The organism is Streptomyces sp. NPDC018833 (genome assembly GCF_044390825.1).
Lineage (GTDB): Bacteria > Actinomycetota > Actinomycetes > Streptomycetales > Streptomycetaceae > Streptomyces.
Window position 1 is genome coordinate 29,255 of record NZ_JBIRZM010000005.1, and the last position, 16,142, is coordinate 45,396.

16 protein-coding genes and 2 pseudogenes are annotated in these 16,142 nt (G+C 71.1%); 2 read left to right on the top strand and 16 right to left on the bottom strand.

What is annotated here, in order from left to right; translation table 11 throughout:
• Positions 1-88: 88 nt before the first annotated feature.
• Together ACH5AF_RS12195 and ACH5AF_RS12200 are read right to left on the bottom strand one after the other, a co-directional pair.
• Positions 89-1,456 (bottom strand): ABC transporter substrate-binding protein, encoded by a 1,368-nt coding sequence (locus ACH5AF_RS12195; protein WP_398901505.1) that lies wholly within the window; start codon positions 1,454-1,456, stop codon positions 89-91.
• A gap of 123 nt (positions 1,457-1,579) precedes the next feature.
• Positions 1,580-2,341, bottom strand: a complete 762-nt coding sequence (locus ACH5AF_RS12200; protein ID WP_398901506.1) for a DeoR/GlpR family DNA-binding transcription regulator — start codon at positions 2,339-2,341, stop codon at positions 1,580-1,582.
• 414 nt (positions 2,342-2,755) lie between these two features.
• Here ACH5AF_RS12200 and gndA point away from each other — a divergent pair, with 414 nt between their 5' ends.
• On the top strand, positions 2,756-4,198 hold the full coding sequence (gene gndA / locus ACH5AF_RS12205) for an NADP-dependent phosphogluconate dehydrogenase (RefSeq protein ID WP_398901507.1): 1,443 nt from the start codon (positions 2,756-2,758) through the stop codon (positions 4,196-4,198).
• A gap of 721 nt (positions 4,199-4,919) precedes the next feature.
• Here gndA and ACH5AF_RS12210 read toward each other — a convergent pair.
• The 9 genes and pseudogenes from ACH5AF_RS12210 to ACH5AF_RS12250 form a co-directional block, all read right to left on the bottom strand.
• Complete coding sequence (locus ACH5AF_RS12210; protein ID WP_398901508.1) at positions 4,920-5,546, bottom strand: aspartate/glutamate racemase family protein; 627 nt, start codon at positions 5,544-5,546, stop codon at positions 4,920-4,922.
• 68 nt (positions 5,547-5,614) lie between these two features.
• Positions 5,615-6,427 (bottom strand): MBL fold metallo-hydrolase, encoded by an 813-nt coding sequence (locus tag ACH5AF_RS12215; RefSeq protein ID WP_398901509.1) that lies wholly within the window; start codon positions 6,425-6,427, stop codon positions 5,615-5,617.
• A 222-nt stretch (positions 6,428-6,649) separates the two neighbouring features.
• The gene (locus ACH5AF_RS12220; protein WP_398901510.1) at positions 6,650-6,991 is read right to left on the bottom strand and encodes a GNAT family N-acetyltransferase; all 342 of its coding nucleotides are present in this window, start codon (positions 6,989-6,991) and stop codon (positions 6,650-6,652) included.
• Between the two features lie 74 nt (positions 6,992-7,065).
• Positions 7,066-7,482, bottom strand: a complete 417-nt coding sequence (gene panD / locus ACH5AF_RS12225; protein ID WP_398901511.1) for an aspartate 1-decarboxylase — start codon at positions 7,480-7,482, stop codon at positions 7,066-7,068.
• A 470-nt stretch (positions 7,483-7,952) separates the two neighbouring features.
• Entirely contained in the window at positions 7,953-8,366 is a 414-nt protein-coding gene (locus tag ACH5AF_RS12230) for a hypothetical protein (protein ID WP_215187305.1), read from the bottom strand.
• A 46-nt stretch (positions 8,367-8,412) separates the two neighbouring features.
• Positions 8,413-8,793 carry a protease inhibitor I42 family protein gene (locus tag ACH5AF_RS12235; protein ID WP_398901512.1) on the bottom strand — a complete coding sequence of 127 codons (381 nt, stop codon included), beginning with the start codon at positions 8,791-8,793 and terminating at the stop codon, positions 8,413-8,415.
• 121 nt (positions 8,794-8,914) lie between these two features.
• Positions 8,915-10,498 (bottom strand): peptidoglycan-binding protein, encoded by a 1,584-nt coding sequence (locus tag ACH5AF_RS12240; protein WP_398901513.1) that lies wholly within the window; start codon positions 10,496-10,498, stop codon positions 8,915-8,917.
• Positions 10,499-10,509: 11 nt separating this feature from the next.
• On the bottom strand, positions 10,510-10,881 hold the full coding sequence (locus ACH5AF_RS12245; protein WP_398901514.1) for a hypothetical protein: 372 nt from the start codon (positions 10,879-10,881) through the stop codon (positions 10,510-10,512).
• A gap of 150 nt (positions 10,882-11,031) precedes the next feature.
• Positions 11,032-11,254: pseudogene (locus tag ACH5AF_RS12250) on the bottom strand (aldehyde dehydrogenase family protein); the annotation flags it as partial.
• A gap of 211 nt (positions 11,255-11,465) precedes the next feature.
• On the opposite strand from ACH5AF_RS12250, the pseudogene ACH5AF_RS12255 reads away from it, so the two are divergent.
• Positions 11,466-11,677: pseudogene (locus ACH5AF_RS12255) on the top strand (cystathionine beta-lyase); the annotation flags it as partial.
• 235 nt (positions 11,678-11,912) lie between these two features.
• Here the strand turns inward: ACH5AF_RS12255 and ACH5AF_RS12260 are convergent.
• From ACH5AF_RS12260 to ACH5AF_RS12280, 5 genes are read right to left on the bottom strand one after another with little or no spacing between them, the layout of a single operon-like run.
• Positions 11,913-12,614 carry a GNAT family N-acetyltransferase gene (locus ACH5AF_RS12260; RefSeq protein ID WP_398901515.1) on the bottom strand — a complete coding sequence of 234 codons (702 nt, stop codon included), beginning with the start codon at positions 12,612-12,614 and terminating at the stop codon, positions 11,913-11,915.
• A 31-nt stretch (positions 12,615-12,645) separates the two neighbouring features.
• Positions 12,646-12,843 carry a hypothetical protein gene (locus tag ACH5AF_RS12265; RefSeq protein ID WP_398901516.1) on the bottom strand — a complete coding sequence of 66 codons (198 nt, stop codon included), beginning with the start codon at positions 12,841-12,843 and terminating at the stop codon, positions 12,646-12,648.
• Complete coding sequence (locus ACH5AF_RS12270) at positions 12,843-13,052, bottom strand: ATP-binding cassette domain-containing protein (protein ID WP_398901517.1); 210 nt, start codon at positions 13,050-13,052, stop codon at positions 12,843-12,845. Before ACH5AF_RS12270 ends, ACH5AF_RS12265 begins: the two co-directional genes overlap by 1 nt.
• Positions 13,053-13,086: 34 nt before the next feature.
• Positions 13,087-14,325 (bottom strand): type III PLP-dependent enzyme, encoded by a 1,239-nt coding sequence (locus ACH5AF_RS12275; RefSeq protein WP_398901518.1) that lies wholly within the window; start codon positions 14,323-14,325, stop codon positions 13,087-13,089.
• Positions 14,322-16,082 carry an IucA/IucC family protein gene (locus tag ACH5AF_RS12280; RefSeq protein ID WP_398901895.1) on the bottom strand — a complete coding sequence of 587 codons (1,761 nt, stop codon included), beginning with the start codon at positions 16,080-16,082 and terminating at the stop codon, positions 14,322-14,324. Before ACH5AF_RS12280 ends, ACH5AF_RS12275 begins: the two co-directional genes overlap by 4 nt.
• Positions 16,083-16,142 lie beyond the last annotated feature (60 nt).

Sequence of the window (16,142 nt, forward strand, 5' to 3'; positions counted from 1 at the left end):
GCGGCGGGCGGGGGCTCGGGTGCCGTGCCGGGCGCGGTCCGCGGCCGCTGCCCGGCGGGTGTGGGGGACGGCGTGCTCAGCGATGTACTCACCGGTACTCCTCGGCGACCTTCTCGGCCAGGGCCTGCGACTTCTTCAGGGCCGCCTCGACGGACTGACGGCCGGCGATGGCCGAGCTGATCTCCTGCGACACCTTGGTGCCGAGGTCGGTGAACTCGGGGATGCCGACGAACTGGATGCCGGGCGCGGGGCGGGGCTGGGTGCCGGGGTTCTTCGGGTCGGCCTCCGCGATGGCTCGCTTGGTGACGTCCGCGAACGCGCCCGCCGCCTTGAGGTATTCGGGGTTGGAGTAGGTGGAGTCCCGCTTGCCGGCCGGCACGTTGGCCCAGCCGATCTGCTTGCCGACCAGCTCCTCGTACTCCTTGCTCGATGCCCAGGAGATGAACTTCCAGGCGTTGTCGGCCTTCGTGGACGCCTTCTGCATGCCCCAGGCCCAGGTGTAGAGCCAGCCGGAGCTGTCGGTCTCCTCGACCGGCGCGGGTACATATCCGATCTTCCCCTTGACCGGGGAACCGGAAGCCTCCAGGGAGCCGGCGCCCGCGGTGGCGTCGTACCACATGGCGGTCTTGCCCTGGGTCATGTTGTTGAGGCACTCGGCGTAGCCGGACTGGGCCGCGCCGGCCTCGCCGTGCTTCCGGACGAGGTCGACGTAGAACTTGGTGGCCTTGGTGAACTCGGGCGAGTCGAGCCGTGCTTTCCAGTCCTCGGTGAACCAGGTGCCGCCCATGGTGTTGACGACAGTGGTGAGGGGAGCCATGACCTCGCCCCAGCCGGGCAGGCCGCGCAGGCAGATGCCCTTCATGCCCTTCTCGGCGCCGTCCGCCTTCGCGGCGAGGTCGGCGACCTGCTGCCAGGTGGGCTTGTCGGGCATGGTCAGGCCCTGCGCCGCGAACACGTCCTTGCGGTACATCAGGAAGGACGACTCGCCGTAGAAGGGCTCGCCGTAGAGCTTGCCGTCCTCGGCGGTGAGCGAGTGGCGCAGGGGCGCCAGGATGTCGTTCTGGTCGAAGGCGGTGTCCTCGGCGGCGTACGTGTCGAGGGAGTGCAGCCAGCCGTTCCTGGCGTAGATCGGTACCTCGTAGTTGCTGATGGTGGCGACGTCGTACTGGCCGGCCTGGTTGGAGAAGTCCTGGCTGATCTTGTCTCTGACGTCGTTCTCCGGGAGGACGGTGAAGTTGACCTTGATGCCGGTGTCCTTGGTGAAGTGGTCGGCGGTCAGCTTCTGCAGTTCGACCATCTGCGGGTTGTTCACCATGAGCACGTTCAGGGTCTCGTTGCCTCCGGAGGAGGACGAACCGCCGCCGGCACCCCCGCATCCCGCGGCGAGGACGACGAGGGCGGCCGTGGCGGCAACCGCACTGATGCGCTTTCCATGGTGTCGTCGCTTCAGGGTCATGGATGTCTCCTGGGGTTTCAGAGCGGCTCATTGCGCCGGTTTCGGGCGTCTCGTTCGGAGTTTCGGGGTGTGACGGGCCGTCCCGCCGAGGCGGGCAGTGGGTGCTGTTGTGGAGGTGTCGGGTCAGACGCGGATGACCTGCGGCCCCAGCAGGGAGTAGCGCTGGGCCTCGGCCGAGGAGAGGCCGGTGTCGGTGACGACGGCCTCGAGGTCCCCCACGTCGGCGAAGCGGCAGAAGCTCACCGCGCCGAACTTGGTGTGCACGCCGGCGAAGACACATCGCCGCGCGCTGCGCACGGCCTGCGCCTTGACCTCGGCGACGGCCGGGTCGGGTGTGGTGAGGCCGTACTCGCGGGAGATGCCGTTCGCTCCGATGTACGCCAGGTCGATGACGAAACCGGCCAGCATCCGGGTGGCCCAGTGGTCGACCGTGGCCATGGTCTGGCCGCGGACCCGGCCGCCGAGCAGCAGCACGGCGATCCTCTCCGCGTCGGCGAGGACGGTCGCCACCGCCAGCGAGGCCGTGACCACGGTCAGCGGCCGGTCCCTCGGCAGGGCCTCGGCGACGAGCTGCGGGGTGAAGCCCTCGTCGACGAAGACGGTCTCGGCGTCGCCGAGGAGGTCGGCGGCGGCCACCGCGATCCTCGACTTCTGCGGTACATGGCGTGTGGTGCGCATCGCGAGCGTCGTCTCGAAGCCGGCGCTCTCGACGGGATACGCCCCGCCGTGCGTGCGCCGCACCAGTCCGTGCTCCTCCAGGGTGGTGAGGTCGCGGCGGATGGTCTCCTTGGCCACCGCGAACCGGGCGGCCAGCGCATTGACCTCGACCGACCCGTTCTGCCGGGCCGTGTCGAGAATTCCCCGTCGGCGTTCCTCGGTGTCCACGACGCACATCCCTGCTGGTGCCGGTCTTGCTGGCGGGCTCGACGTCCGTTCGGGCCCATGCGTCGTTTGTACAAGCAACCGGGGCCGCTGGACCAGCGTCTTCGCGGGCTACGGTGTGCCCGTTAATGCCCGTTTCATCCATCGCGTCGTCGCTGGTGGGCCGTGATGTACGGGTGCGCCACGGGCCTTGTCGGTGCCCGCTTGGGACGTGACGGAGTCCGAACGGCGCCCGGGTGCGGGCGCCGGGGCCTGGGCAGGGTGCGCGGCACCGTCCGAACGCCGACGATCGGTGAATGTCCCTGGCGGCGCGGACGTATGCGTACGTGTACGAGGGGCGACAGCGGCACCACGGCACCACGGCACCACGGCACCACGGCACGGACGTACTTCCGACGGACATCCAGGAGCACACAGATGAGTGGCACAGCTCAGATCGGCGTCACGGGACTCGCGGTGATGGGCCGCAATCTCGCCCGCAACTTCGCGCGCAACGGTCTCACCGTGGCCGTGCACAACCGGACCGCGGCACGCACGCGCGCGCTGGTCGAGGAGTTCGGTGACGAGGGCACGTTCGTGCCGGCCGAGTCGGCCGAGGAGTTCGTAGCGGCGCTGGAGCGGCCCCGCCGGCTGGTCGTGATGGTCAAGGCGGGTGAGGCGACGGACGCGGTGATCGAGGAGTTCGCGCCACTGCTGGAGGACGGCGACGTCATCATCGACGGCGGCAACGCCCACTTCGCCGACACCCGCAGGCGCGAGAAGCAGCTGCGGGAGCGCGGCATCCACTTCGTGGGCGTGGGCATCTCCGGCGGTGAGGAGGGCGCGCTCAACGGCCCCAGCATCATGCCGGGCGGCTCGGCGGAGTCGTACGCCTCGCTGGGGCCGCTGCTGGAGCGGGTCGCCGCCAAGGCCCCGGACGGCACGCCGTGTGTGACCCATGTCGGTCCCGACGGTGCGGGCCACTTCGTCAAGATGGTCCACAACGGCATCGAGTACGCCGACATGCAGTTGATCGCCGAGGCCTACCACCTGCTGCGCGCGGTCGCCGGGTACTCACCGGAGCAGATCGCCCGGACGTTCCGCGACTGGAACACGGGGCGGCTGGACTCCTATCTGATCGAGATCACGGCCGAGGTCCTGGCGCACAAGGACGCGGCTACGGGCAAGCCGTTCGTGGACGTGGTCACCGATCAGGCGGAGCAGAAGGGCACGGGCCGCTGGACCGTACAGATCGCGCTCGACCTCGGGGTACCGGTGTCGGGCATCGCGGAGGCGGTGTTCGCGCGCTCCCTGTCCGGCCACGCCGGGCTGCGTGAGGCGTCGCGGGCGCTACCCGGCCCGGCGGCGAGGCCGCTCGGCGCGGAGGAGACAGCACGTTTCGCCGGCCGGGTCGAGCAGGCGCTGTACGCGTCGAAGATCGTGTCGTACACCCAGGGCTTCCACCAGGTGCGGGCGGGCAGCGAGGCGTACGGCTGGGATGTCGACGCGGGTGCCGTCGCGGCGATCTGGCGAGCCGGGTGCATCATCAGGGCGGCGTTCCTGGACCGTATCCGCGCGGCGTACGACGCACAGCCGGAGCTGCCGAGCCTGCTGGCGGACAAGCTGTTCGCGGAGGAGATCGGGGCGGCGCAGGACGACTGGCGCGAAGTGATCGCGACGGCGGCGCGGCAGGGGGTGCCGACGCCCGGCTTCTCCGCGGCACTGGCGTACTACGACGCGCTGCGCGCGGAACGGCTGCCGGCGGCGCTGACGCAGGGCCAGCGCGACTTCTTCGGCGCGCACACCTATCGCAGGACCGACCGCGAGGGGTCGTTCCACACGCTGTGGGGCGGTGACCGCTCGGAGGTCCGGTCGGACTGAGGCCTCGGGCGGGGCGGTGACGCGGGTGCTGGTACGGGGCCGGCGGGGCGGGCGCGCGAAGGCATCCGGCACGGTGAGGGCGGCGACGCGAGGGGGTTGTCACCGTCACGGGCCGACGGCACGGGCGCGCGGAAGCATCCCGCAGGGCGGGGGCGGCGACGCGAGGGGGTTGTCACCGTCACGGGCCGACGGCACGGGCGCGCGAAGGCATCCCGCAGGGCGGCGCGGGCTCGCGGAAGTATCCGGCAGGGCGGCGCGGGCGCTTCGTGGCCGGCCCGGCCGTACGGCGGCCGGGCCGGATAGCCGGGGCCTCTCAGGCGTGGACCGTGTCAGGCCGGGCCCGGCTGCGGCTCGGGAGGCGGTACGGGCTCCGGATCAGGTCCCGGTGGTGTGGGGATCGGGTCCGGGGCGGGGCCCGGCTGGGGCGTCGGCGTCGGCACCGGCCTGGGCAGCGGGCCCGGGTCGGGAGGCGGGCCAGGGGTCGGTGAGGGGATGGGCTGTGCGGGGTCGGGATGGGGGTGGGTCATGCCGCACCTCCGGAGTGCGAAGTGTTGCGTACCCAATCTCTACCGGTGCGCGTTCCCACGGTCGCCGTGTCCAGTCGTCGGGGCCGCCGATCAGGTGGCCGCGTGTCCCGGTCCGCAGACCCGGCTGCCGGGCCGTCGCACCGCCAGGGGTCCGTGGTCTCGCCCCCTGCCGACGGACCGGGCCGCCCGGCCCGTCAGACCGCGGATCCGGTGGCCGCGGCCTCGGCCGCGGCCCGCAGGCCGGGTTCGGGACTGGAGAGCACCGGCAGCGCCGTGTGGGTACGAGCGGCGGCATCGGCCATGGAGGCCTGAGCCAGGACGACGACATCCGCGTCGCGCACCGTGTCGACGGCGGCAGCGACCGCGTCCAGGTAGCCCTCCCGGTCCCCCGCCCGGAAACGCTCCCAGGCGTCCTCCACCAGGAGCGTCCGCAGCTGCGGCGTACGTCCCCGGGCCTCCTCACGGATGAGCGCCGCGGTCGGCCCCAGGGTGCTGCGGAGCGCGGCCACGATCACGATCCGGTCCCTGCGGGCGGCGACGGCGCACATGGGCCTGTCGACCCGCAGCACCGGTACGCCCACTCGGGTCGCGGCCGCCTCGGCCACGCCGCCGATCGTGGAGCAGGTGCACAGCACGGCGTTCGCACCGTCCGCGGCGGCGTCGGCGATCACGTCCGCGACGGCGTCCGCGCCCTCGTGCCCGGCTCGTTCGAGCAGGTCCTCGTGGACGAGGTGGCGCAGGGACAGGACGGGATGGTGCGTGTCGCGCAGGGCCTCGAAGACCGGGACGTGGACCGGGGACGTGTGCAGGAGTGCGAGCATGCCGGGATCGTAGGCGGTGCCACCTCGCGCGTCGCGGGTGTCACCGAAGCGCAGGTGTCACCGAAGTCTCAAGAAGGGACACCTCCTGCTTCGAACCCGGCGAGCATCCGCTCCAGTGCCTGCTGGTCGGGGCCGATGAACGGGTCCGCCTCGGGTGCCGCGGCGATGGTGTCGATCATCTGCGGAGCGAGGCCGAGGGCGGGCGGCAGGTGGGTGCTCAGCACGGCCTCGGGCGCCATCTCGCGCAGCGGCCGGACACTGGCCGCGTACCTGTCCGGGTCGACGTTGTGGATCCACGGGCTGTCCACCGCCGCCCACAGCAGCTGGCCCGCCCGCAGTTCGTCGTCCTTGATGTCGCCGGCGGTCGCTCCGGAGGCGAGTTCGGCGCTGGCGACGGGTGCGCCGAAACAGTCGGAGCTGAAGCAGGCGCCCGACTTGTCGTCGTAGAAGCCCACGGTGGCGGGGTTGTCGAACAGCGGTGGGCGGAAGGCCCGCAGGACGCGGTCGCCGACGTCGAGGGACTGCCCCGGGTTGAGCAGGAAGACCCGGTCCAGAGGCAGGGGCCGCTCCGTCGACATGATGCCGACGGCCAGATACGTGGTCACCAGGCGGGCCCGGGGCGCCGCGTCCAGCAGTGCGAACAGCCCGCCGGTGTGGTCGCGGTCGGGATGCGTGAGCCAGATCCAGCGCACGTCCTCGGGATCTATGACGCTGCTGAGGGTTTCCAGGAACCTGCGGTCGGGAAGGCCGAGGCCCGTGTCGACGACGACGGGTTCGGCGGCGTGGAGCACGAAGGCGTTGACCGTGAGGTAACCGATGCCGGGAACCGGCAGGTGGTCGCCGAGGACGCAGATCTCGTGTCCGATTCTGTGAATGGCCATGACTTCTCCGGGAACCCCCCGGGGGCAGGATCGGATCACGGCTCACGGCGCCGCGGTCACATACGGGCCCCGCACCGGGTAGGCACGCCCGTCCCCGGGCCGACATCAGCGCTTCTGCTCACAGTCTCCCCCCACCGGGCCGGGACCGCTGGCCACCACGGGGCTTCGCCTGCGCGTGGCCGCGGTCGACCGCCGGCCCCACGCGCGGGCGAGCAGGGTCCGTCACAGGTCGGCATGCTCCTTGAGCTGCGCTTCGGCCTCGCGAACGAGTTCGGCGGGTGCGGCGGGCGCCTCGTCGGGATGCTTCTGGGCCCACTTCGCGGCGTACGGGCACAGCGGTACGACGGGGACGTTCTCGCGGGCCGCGGTCGCGTAGAACTCGCGCACCAGGGAACCGGCTATGCCCTTGCCCTCGTGGCCCGGTTCGACGATGGTGTGCACGGCCACGAGAGCGGGGGTGTCCCCCGCCAGCACGAAGTACTCGACGCGTCCGGCCACCTCCCCGTCCACGTGCGCTTCCAGCAGCCCTGCGGGCCGGTTGTCGCGGATCTCGATTGCTCCCACTGCGGCGTGCTCTCCTCGGTGGATCGGACGGGGCCGCCGGCGGGCCGTCCCCGCCGGCGGTGGGTCGCGAGCGGTCAGGCCACGGCGTGCGGGCTGCGCGCGGTGTCCGTGCCGGGCACGGGAGCGGACGCGTCCGAGCCGAGGGCGACGATCTTGTTGTCGGCGTCGACGTGGACGACGCTGGGCACGAGCGAGCGCGCCTCGGCGTCGTCGACCTGGGCGTAGCTGATGAGGATCACCAGGTCGCCGGGGTGGACGAGGTGCGCGGCGGCCCCGTTGATGCCGATGACTCCGCTGCCGCGCTCGCCCTCGATGACATAGGTCTCCAGGCGGGCGCCGTTGGTGATGTCGACGATGTGGACGAGCTCGCCGGGCAGGAGGTCGGCGGCGTCCATGAGATCGCGGTCGACGGTGACGGAGCCGACATAGTGCAGATCGGCCTGGGTGACGGTCGCCCGGTGGATCTTGGACTTGAACATGGTACGCATCATCGAGGTACTCCTGGATCTAGGCTCCCTGCCTGCGTTTTAGCAGGTCAAGGGCGGTTTCCTACCCTACAACGAGTCGCATGTCCGGGCAGCACTCCCCAGTTTCTCAGGGCTGATGCTGACCACTTGCTGACTTTTCCGACGTTCGTCAGGTCGGATCGATAGGGCTGCGTCGGCCCATCCACTCCCCCACCGCGACGACGATGCCAGAGTACGCAACGCCGCTCGGAGGATCGCCGTGATCACCGTCACTGCGGCGGCCTGGGCGGCAGTCACGGACGAAGGCGGTCGACCGGGAGTCGGGCCGCGCGCCGCCATGGATCAGCTGACCCAAGCCCCTCCGTATGCCAGGCCGATCCAGCCCACCCGCGCTCCGCCCCTCAGGTCGAACATGCTCCCGATCGCGCCCAGCGTCGTGAGCGGGACGGCGTACTGCGGCACACCCGCCGCCGTACTCGGATCGGCTGCTCAGATCACGTACTCCGGCCCCGCGCCCGGGTCAGCTGCTTCAGTTCGATGATGGTCGCCACGGCGCGCAGCCAGGTGGCCGCGGTGTCGTCGGCGGCGGTCCCGCCCACGAGTTCGGTGCCGGCCCGCAGCCACTCCCGTACGAGGACGGCCGCCTCCCGGCGAGGCAGGGGCTCGGGCAGCTCCGCGGCGCGGGCGAGTCCGCCGGCGCGCACGGTGTCGGCGAGGAAGGCGACCGAGCGCGGCTCGGTGCCGAGGCGGTCGAGGATGACGGCTGCGGCCGCGGCGCCGTCGCCGAACAGGGCGGTGCGCCGGGTGCCGGGCTCGGCGGCGAGGCCGTAACGCAGCAGGACGGTGATGTCGAGCCGGGCCAGCTCGTCGTCCGTGCGGTCCGGCGGGTACGGGGCGTCGTCGTTCATGGCGGGGCCTCGGGTGTCTCGTCTCATCTGACTGGTCCGCTGCGGCTCAGTTGACGGTGACGGTGTAGGTGATGCGCTCGGGGGCCTGGGAGGGGGTGGTCGCCCCCGTGGTCGGGGTGGCGGAGGGTCCGGTCGTCTCGGGGGGCAGGGTGGAGGTGTTGCCCTGGCAGGTGGTGAATGTGCAGTGCAGCAGCGTGAATTGAGTGGTCCCCTTGCCCTTGGCCTCGAAGGTGAAGGTGAGCCGGCCGCCGGCACCGGCCACCGGCTCGTCGCCGGAGTCGGACGCGTAGTCCTGACCGCGGCTGACCAGCACCGAGCTGTCGGGCTCGGGGTCGACCAGGTACCAGTACTCGCGGGTGGAGGCGTTCTGGTCGACGGTGAGCGTGAAGCGCTCGCCCGGCTCGGCAGTGATGCTGGTGTCCTTCACCGGGTGGCTCGTCGGGCGGCTCGCGGTGCTCGTGGAGCCGCCGGCCGGTTCGTCGGCACCGGGGCCGCAGCCCGTGGCGAAAGCGAGGAGCGCGGCCGCCGCGATCGCGGCACCGCCCCTGCTACCGCGGAAGATAGACGCTGTACGCGTTGGGGAGATCACTGTCGGAAGCCTTGCCCATGTGGCCGTTGATGAAGTCGTCTTCGCTGACCCAGGTGGTTGAACCCCAGGGGTTGTACACCTGAAGCATGTCACCCTCCTGGGCGATGATGGTCATCGCGTGGGCGCCCTCCTTGCCCGAGACGTCGACAGGCACCGGCCGCCCCTGCGCCACCGACTTCTCGACCTCGGTGAGGACCGCCCTGCGTTCGGCGGCGCTGTCCAGGTCCTGGCGCTCGTAGTCAGTGCCGGTGGCACTGCCGACGGCGGTGTCGTTGATCCGTTCCTGCCCCTCCGGCCCCATGCCGCCCCAGTTCTCGCCGCCGTCGCCTTCGGTGTGCAGCCGATGCTGTTCGGCCACCAGGCGCTGCTTGAAGGCGTCGGGGTCGTCCTGCTGCCCGTCGGGGCCGCCGGTGAGGTCGAGCGCGTACAGGGGGTCGACCATGGCGCGGGACGTGACGGTGGACGAGGCCACGCAGGTGCCCTCCGAGCCGTCGCCGCCCTGGATCCACCGCTGGCCGTTGAACGTGACGAAGTCCTTGTTGTTGTTCGAGCCGTCCGGCGCCAGGCCCTCGTCGTTCATGCTGTCCCCGGCGGTGACCACCGGAGTGAGGTGCCTGCGCAGCCAGTCGGGGTCCTTGCCGTGAATCTTGTCCTGGAACTCCCCGATCTCGGCGACGCTGTGGCCGGCGGCCAGGGCCTTCATCAGGTAGGCCCGCTCCTGCGGGGTGTCCGACTTCGCCAGCATCCGCTCCATGGCCATCTCGTCGTCGAGACTCAGCCGGTCCATACGCGTCGACGCACGCGCCAGGTCGCCGGCCGTGAGGATCTCGTTCAGCTCGGCGTCGGCACCCCAGACGCCGGTGTCGGCGAGCATCAGCTTGTCGACGGCGGTGAGTTCGCTGGTCTCCATCTTCCCGGCCCGTGCCTCGGCGGCCCACTTGTTCAGGTCCCGGGCCGCGACGCGGGTGGCCTCCTGCGCGTCGGAGACGGCATCGTGCATCAGGTCGACCGCGTAGGAGCCGAAGTGGGCGGCGTTCTGGCGGTCCCACTCCTCCTCGTCGTTCTCGTGCAGGTCGTCGAAGAAACCGTCCTTGCCGCCGAGCGTCTTCCTCTGCTCCAGCAACTGTCCGCGGCCCTGCTCGTCCTTGCGCTGTGCGGCGCCGATCGCGTCGGCCAGCGTCAGCAGCACCGACGCGCACTCGTGGAACGCCTCCCTCATCTGGCTCGCCGACCGCCCGGCGGCGTTCACCACGTCGGAGGCGAGGACGCTCGTGTCACCGACCCACACCTCCGGAAGACCCCTGCGGCCCACTCGGTCGACCTGGTCGAAGACGCTGTCGACCGGGTCGACCTGGCCGCGGTACAGCCTTGCCAGGCCCTCCAGCACGCCCTGGTCGCCGCCCGGTACGGGCACCGAGAGGGCGTCGTCGATCAGGTCGAGGAGCTCGTTCTTGCTCCCGGCGCCGAGCATCTTCTTGGACAGCCCGGCGAGCCACGCGAGGCGGAAGGAAGGGGAGTCGAGAGGAGAGAAGAAGAACGACACCGGCCCGCTCCTCAGTAACTCGAAAGGGCCGAGGTGTGCACGCCCTGCGTCGATGTGTCGGTGCGGCTGCTCGTGCCGCCGGTGGGGACGCTGTCCACCTGGGTCTCCACCAGACCGTCGGTGCCGCGGTAGGTCTTCTTGGCCAACTGCACCTTGCCACCGAGCTCGTGCAACGCCGACGCCAGTGTCTTGGCCTCCGCCTCCCAGGCCCCGACGAACGCGTTCAGCGCCGACGCGGCGTCATCGCCGCCGACATCGCCGTACGAGTATTTCGTGCGGGACTTGACTGCCGAGCTGACGCCGTCCATGTCCCTGCCGGCGTTGTCGAGTTGCTGAGCCTGGCCGGTCATACCTGCCTTGACCTGGTAACCGTCCGAGCCCACCGCGCCTCCCCCGTATGCATTCGATTGTGACCGCGGGCAGGCTAACACGCACTGCACATACAAACGATCATGCGTCTTCCGTCACACACACCTCCTCCACATCACCCGCCCACGGCACGCCTTGGCGCTGATCCCGTCCGAGGCGATCGGCTACAACTCGCCGTAGGCGTACACCGCGTACGAGCCGACGCCGCGACTTACCTCGCTCTTCCCCAAGCCCCGAATTGACTCCACGTTGCGGCTGGTCGTGTTCACGTCCGACGCCGCCCGCCCGCCCGCAGCCACCGGGCTACGCGGAGGATCGGTTCAAGTCGCCCGACCGGACGTCGTCAATCAGGCCGTAGTCGGTGTCGTTGGCGAGAGCTACGGCCTCCAGCCTCCAGGAGCCGGTCATCCTACGGATCGCCCGGGCCCCGAATCCGCATTGCACCTCCGAGCGGGCGGCTCATACGCAACGAGTACGCCGCCGAGCCCTGCCTCGCCGCCATGATCGCGACTCTGGTCCCGTGGATGCGCTGTGTCGGGACCTCGTCCATGCGAAGGCGTGCTCATTGGAGGCCCGGACCTTGGGGCGGAGGAGCGCCTTCTCGCTCATGTCGGCGACCAAAGGCTGGAACCTCGCGGGAATCAAGCCGCGCTCGCCGTCGCAGGGCCCCGGGCAGCCGCTGATCTGCGCCGGATGCCCGAGGAGGTCCACCACGGCGCCAGCTACCTGGGCGTCATCGCCCACACGGCTGCCTACCTCCACGGGGACAAGTGGCTCGATGCGCTACTGGCAGGGCTCGACGCGAACCGATCCGCTTCGAACACAACATGCGCGCCACGCCGGTGCTGCACACGTCGCCGAGGACGTCGAGGCGGCCGATCTCGGCTGCGGGCCGGCAGGCTCACCTGATCAACGGCCGCAGGCACCACGGCGCCTACCCCATCACGAGCCTGACAGCTGCTGCCCGCGCCGTCTGCGAGGGCGGCACGGTCGGTGCCTGACGGCAGGTGGCCGCGCCGCGACGAGATCCACGTGCCCGAGGCCGTTACGGAGTGCGGAATCCCCGAAAGGTCACCTGCTTGCGGGTCCGGAAGCCGAGCCGCTCGTAGAGTGCGATCGCGCCGGTGTTCGCCTCGGCCACGTGCAGGAAGGGACGTTCGTTCCGCGACACGATGCGCGCGACGAGCGCACTCACCAGGCGGGCGGCGTGGCCTCGCCCGCGTGCCTCGGGTGTGGTGGAGACGGCACTGATCTCGGTCCATCCCGGTGGGCGTAGCCGCTCGCCCGCCATCGCCACCAAGGTGCCCTTCTCGCGGATGCCGAGATAGGTGCCGAGTTCGATGGTGCGCGGCCAGAACGGCCCCGGCTGGGCCTTCGCGATCAGGTCAAGCATCTCAGGCACGTTCCCCGCGCCCAGTTCGACCACGCTGGTGTCGAGCCCAGCACGAGGATGATCGGTTCGGCTGCTGCCCGGCCAGATCATCTGGCGGCCTTCGAGGACGAAGACCGTCTCCCAGTCCGACGGCGGGATCACTGGGCAGCTGAACATGTCGGCGAACTCGCCTCGGCCGAGCAGCCGAGCGAGGTCGGCCCACTCCGCCGAATCCGCGTCGGGAGACACCGAAGAGAAGGTCGCGACGCCGGGCAGGTAGGTGGCAGCCCGACCGAGTCGGCGGGCGAGATGCGCGTGATGACCGCCGAGTGACTCGCCCACCGGGTCGTCGAGTGCGACGTCGCGGTCCACCATCGTGCTGCACCTCTCGTGTTGTGCGTGGAAGTCAGTCGACCGGGGCGCTCATCTGCTGCGCGGATCCCCCCGACGGCAGCAGCGTATCGAGAATGCGCTGATAGTCGGCACGCGCCCTCGGCTCCGAGGCCCAGGCCGTGGTCGGCACGCCGGCTGATGAGGTCGAGGCACTGGCCAGGTGTTGGGGCGCGGCGCCCAGCGGGGCGAGCGGCCATGTCGACGTCGTCATCACGTGGCCTGTCGCAAGGCCATGGCAGATGAACAGATACGCCACTCCAGCCTTTCGTGAAGGTCGGTGAGCAGGTTCAGCACCTCCGCCCGTACGGAGGGATCCAGCGCGGACACCGGCTCGTCAAGGACGAGCAGTCGCCGCTCACTCGCCAGCGCCCGTGCGATGCCGATGCGCGGGCACTGCCCGCCGGACAGATCGTGCGGCAATTTCCCGATGGCGCGTGCGTGGGTGGGGCCCGGTTCAGGACCGCCGGGTGGCCTCACCTCGGCTCCCCGGCCGGTGCAGGAAGTGGAAGCCCGGGCGGGGGTGCATGAGGAAGTCGTGGTGCGAGATGTTCCATGCGTAGGCGCCCGCGAGGCCGAAGGCCACCCGGTCACCCGCGCGCAGGCCCGGCGCCGGGACGTGGCGGGCGAGGATGTCCTTGGGGGTGCACAGCTGGCCCGCGAGCGTGACGCGGTCCTGGCGGGCGGCGGGTCGCGGCCAGGGCTGGGACCAGGTGTCCACGGGCAGGACGGAGCAGGGCTGGTCGTGGCCCTTGGTCGCCGGGGTCCGCAGGTGGTGGGTGCCGCCGCGGACGACGGCGAACTCCTCACCGTGGCTGTGTTTCACGTCCAGCACTTCGGTGGCGTACCAGCCGCAGTACGCGGTCAGGGCGCGGCCCGGCTCGATGCGCAGCGTCAGGTCCGGATGTGCGTCCAGGAGGTGGGCGAGGCCCACGCCGTACCCGGCCCAGTCGAAGCGCTCCTCGGGGGCGGTGTAGTCGACGGTCATGCCACCGCCGACGTTCACCTCGGCGATGCGGATCCGATGGCGTGCGAACAGGTCGGCCGCCCAGGTCACGACGGACTCGGCCACGGCGAGCTGTTCGGGGGCGCCGAGGCCGCTGGCCAGGTGGGCGTGGACGCCACGCAGTTCCAGGTGCGGGCAGGCACCATCGGTGAACAGGCGGACGGCCGAATCGGCTTCGGACGGGTCGATGCCGAACGGAGTCGGACGGCCGCCCATCGCCAGGGAACTGCCCGCCATCGACGCCTCGGACAGCGGGAGGTTGAAGCGGAGCAGGACGCCCACACGGGTGTCCGGCGCGAGCCGCCGGGCGAGTTCGGCCAGCCTGTGGAGCTCGTACAGGCTCTCGACGTGGAAACGCGCCACGCCCCGTTCCAGCGCGGCCGCGATCTCGGCCGGGGTCTTGCCCGGGCCGCCGAAGGCCAGCGGGTGGTCCGGCACCACCTTGGCGGCGTGCGCGAGTTCGCCGCCCGAGGAGACCTCGTAGCCGTCCACATACGGGCCGAGCGCCGTCAGGATCTCCGGCTCCGGGTTGGCCTTGGCCGCGTAGTACAGCTCGACGCGCGCGGGCAGGGCCGCCCGCACGGCCGCAGCATGCTCACGCAGCGCCTCGATGTCGTAGACATAGGCCGGCAGTTCTTCCGGGGACAGGGCCTGGACGCGGTCCCGCACCGCGGGTGTGGGGGTGGTCATCGGGCTTCGCTCCGGTCGGGGTCGGCGGTGGGCAACACGCCCTCCGCGAGTGGTGAGGTGAGCCGGACGTAACCGGCCTGGCGGTCGGCCTTGCGCTTCCAGCGGGTGAGCAAGTTGGCCTTGGCGGGCAGGGGCACGCCGGCGAGTAGGGCGGCGAGTTGCGGTGGGCAGCCGTGGCGGTCGGCGTACGCCTGAAGGGTGGCTCGGACCTGGGCCCACAGGGCGGCCTCGATCTGCGGGTGCAGGTCGGCGACGGCGGCGAGCATCTCGGCGACGTGGTTGACCAGCAGGCAGTAGACGACGCGGTCCCAGCCGCGCTGGGCGTCGTACGTCATGGGCCCGGCGACCTCGGCGGGGAGTGCGGCGAGGATCTCCGCGTGGTGTTCGGGGACGAGCTTGGTGCCCTCCAGGTCGCGGAAGAGCACCTGGGCCGGCATACCGTCGTCGTCGACGCAGACGAGGACGTTCTGCAGATGCGGCTCCAGCACCAGTCCGTGGTCGAAGTAGGCGGCCAGGACGGGGGGCAGGAGCAGCTTGACGTACGCCGCCCACCAGGTGAGGGCGGTCCGCGGGCCGGTCGCACCGAGGAGTCGGGAGATGTGGCCGGGGCCGGTCGGGTACTCGTCGGCGACGGCGCCCGCGAGCAGCGGGGTGGTGCCGGGCAGGAGCCGGGCGGACAGCCCCTCGCGGACGATGACGGCGAAGCCTTCCAGCAGGGCACGGTCAGGGGTGCCGTCAGGTCCGGGGAGTGCGAGACTTCGGTAGGCGGGTTCGCGGAGCATGGCACTGCCCGGAAATCGGGTGGCGAGGTCGTTCAGGAGGGGCTCCAGCGACCGCGTCAGGGCGACCGCGCCGGACAGTTCGTAACTGGCGTTCTTGCGAAGGCAGTTGGTGATACGGACGTTCAGGCTGAACTTCAGGAACGTCTCGCCGTCGTAGAGGGTGCGTACGGAAGCGGTGGCGGCGAAGGGGTGCCCGCCGCGTCCGAGGTCGAGGATGTCGCCCCGGTCCAAGGCTGTGCGCAGCGCCGGGTGGTCGCGCAGCATCTCGTACTGCCACGGATGCGCGGGCAGCAGCCGGTAACCGACCGGGACACCGGGACGCAGCCGGTCGAGCGGCGCGGCGGCGCCGTCCTCGGCGTTCTCCTCGGCGATCAGGTGCTCGCGGACGGCGAGATGGCGCAGCCGGAACGAGGCCCCGGCCTCCGGCGCGTAGGACAGCCAGGAGGCGGCGTCGCCGCTGCGGGCCTTGGGTGTGGGGTGGAAACGGTGGCCGAACAGCAGGGACTGCTCGGAGGCGAGGTAGCCGGCCGGCCCGTCACCCTCGGCAGGGGGCGGGGCCTGCCCGTCGCGCGCCGCGAGTGCGGCGGAGACCGCATGGTGGCTGGAGGCCACCTGGTCCAGGAACTCCTCGTTGTGGACGCCCGTACGGAGCGACAGTTCGTCCCGCACGTGCTCGGCCAGGCGTCGCCAGTCGATCTCCGTCCAGCCGCCGTCGCCCTGCTCCAGCACAGGCCCGGTGAACCGGTGTGCACCGAGCAGGGACGTACGGCGCAGGGCGATTCGCAGCACAGCGGCACGGCGGGGCAGACGCAGCAGCAGGTGGCCGTCGGCGATGGCGGTCTGGCGCTCGGGGCCGGAGACCTCCCGCAGGAGGCAGTTGAGGAGGGTGTGGGCCACCACGTCGTCGGCGGCGGGGAACGCGGTGGGCGCCTCGGCAACGGGGGCGGTGCCGAGCGGGTTGTGCAGCGGGGACATCAACGGCTCCAGGTCGGGCCGACGCCGAAGGGCAGGCGAACGGCCGTCGGTGATCAGGGT

Coding starts and splice junctions, on each gene's coding strand:
- ACH5AF_RS12195 (WP_398901505.1), bottom strand. CDS start 1,456: ATGACCCTGAAGCGACGACACCATGGAAAGCGCATCAGTGCGGTTGCC.
- gndA (WP_398901507.1), top strand. CDS start 2,756: ATGAGTGGCACAGCTCAGATCGGCGTCACGGGACTCGCGGTGATGGGC.
- panD (WP_398901511.1), bottom strand. CDS start 7,482: ATGATGCGTACCATGTTCAAGTCCAAGATCCACCGGGCGACCGTCACC.
- ACH5AF_RS12275 (WP_398901518.1), bottom strand. CDS start 14,325: ATGACCACCCCCACACCCGCGGTGCGGGACCGCGTCCAGGCCCTGTCC.
- ACH5AF_RS12280 (WP_398901895.1), bottom strand. CDS start 16,082: ATGTCCCCGCTGCACAACCCGCTCGGCACCGCCCCCGTTGCCGAGGCG.
- ACH5AF_RS12215 (WP_398901509.1), bottom strand. CDS start 6,427: ATGGCCATTCACAGAATCGGACACGAGATCTGCGTCCTCGGCGACCAC.
- ACH5AF_RS12210 (WP_398901508.1), bottom strand. CDS start 5,546: ATGCTCGCACTCCTGCACACGTCCCCGGTCCACGTCCCGGTCTTCGAG.
- ACH5AF_RS12265 (WP_398901516.1), bottom strand. CDS start 12,843: ATGACGACGTCGACATGGCCGCTCGCCCCGCTGGGCGCCGCGCCCCAA.
- ACH5AF_RS12230 (WP_215187305.1), bottom strand. CDS start 8,366: ATGAACGACGACGCCCCGTACCCGCCGGACCGCACGGACGACGAGCTG.
- ACH5AF_RS12260 (WP_398901515.1), bottom strand. CDS start 12,614: ATGGTGGACCGCGACGTCGCACTCGACGACCCGGTGGGCGAGTCACTC.